1 protein-coding gene is annotated in these 364 nt (G+C 63.5%); it reads right to left on the bottom strand.

Going from position 1 to position 364, the window contains the following annotated elements:
* A partial coding sequence (locus AC1DUE_RS20870; RefSeq protein WP_477041302.1) for a hypothetical protein occupies positions 1-364 on the bottom strand: 364 nt, incomplete at both ends.

Raw genomic sequence — 364 nt, 5'->3', positions numbered from 1 at the left:
TTCCTGAGGGTCCTCACCCTGTCGGCGAACATGCCCGCTGCCCTCACTACCGGGTCCGGGCCTGCGAGGGCAACAACTGCTCGGCGTTTCCGGATGTTCCTTATGAGATCTTCGTACTGCTCCAGGAATCCCTGTTCTGGCCCATGAAGCACGTCAACGACTTCTTGTCCAGCGGCGATGAACTCCGCGTAGGCCTGTGAGCGGGGGCCGCGCCGCTCTTGGAGGCTCTCGAAGCGCCTTTGACGGGATGCCTCTGACTCCTGGGCCTTGAGCTGGAGACGAGTCGTACGGAGGCCGAACATGCCCGTTCCGAAGGCCGTAAGCCCCGTCAGCCCACCACCGATTGCCGCGCCCATGACTGCTG

The sequence above is a fragment of the Cellulomonas sp. P4_A2 genome, from assembly GCF_056402515.1.
This window is presented reverse-complemented; position numbering and strand designations above follow the sequence as displayed.